1 protein-coding gene is annotated in these 949 nt (G+C 37.3%); it reads left to right on the forward strand.

Going from position 1 to position 949, the window contains the following annotated elements:
- Nucleotides 1-140 precede the first annotated feature (140 nt).
- A complete protein-coding gene (locus EXZ60_RS18890; protein ID WP_246203272.1) occupies nt 141-827 on the forward strand; it encodes a hypothetical protein in 687 nt (228 codons plus the stop codon).
- Nucleotides 828-949 lie beyond the last annotated feature (122 nt).

The raw sequence follows: 949 nt of genomic DNA on the forward strand, positions 1-949 counted from the left end.
CCTAACAAACGGCTCAAGAGGGATTGCCAACGCGTGGCGGCTTTAGTGCAAAATTGAAGTTCAGTGTTTACGGTGTGTTTTTTTGAGTTCGGCGGTGCGTTGTCAACCCCTTAGCCGGGCGTTAGGCGACAGGAGGTTGTATGGTTACATTTATTCCAATAATTTCAGTTGTTATTGGCATTCTATTGGGATCTGTAATTAGTTTTATATCTTTCCAATATAAGGAACGAAAGAGCAGTAGAGAACGACTAAATAAGTCACTATTTAATCTATTATCTGTATGGTCTAGTGTTGTAGTAAATAGTGCGATTCACTCAGACTTAATTAAAGATGCTGTGGTTAATGCATTAAAGCGTAAGTATCCAAATGAGAACATTCCGGATAATTTTTCAGACGAACTGGCTAAAAGTATGCGTGGAATGTTTCCGGTGAACAATCACCACGAACTGTATGAAAAGTATCATACTTCAGTAGAATCACTTGCTGAAATTGACCCGTTGCTAGCTTTTCAGCTATCGAGCAATAAGTTTTTGATTGATTATCTAAAAAAATTACATGAATACTCGACACTAGAGCAAGCTAATGAAAATGATGGTGTATTTTTAGATAGCTTTACAAATTTTGCGTATAAAGAATCGATGCAAGAGTTTGAAAATGACCTCATTAAATTGTCTCAGTTGCTGGGTAAAAAACAGGTACAGGAAGTTAAAAAACGTATAGAACGTAAAAAGAAAAAGATGGCAAAAATACCTGACGCTGATATGGATGAATACATTGATCAAGTGTTAGAACCTGCTTTGAATAAAATCGCAGGTAAAATCGCTTAGTATCAAGTTTGAAGTGCGACACTTTCTACAGATGCGCATGAATATACTCCGTTGGTGTCCTATACCCAAGTCTTTTGCGTGGGCGCGTATTTAATTTGTGTGCAATTTCATTGCAGAGCTTC

It is taken from the genome of Vibrio sp. 1151_11, from assembly GCF_029478525.1.
Lineage (GTDB): Bacteria > Pseudomonadota > Gammaproteobacteria > Enterobacterales > Vibrionaceae > Vibrio > Vibrio anguillarum.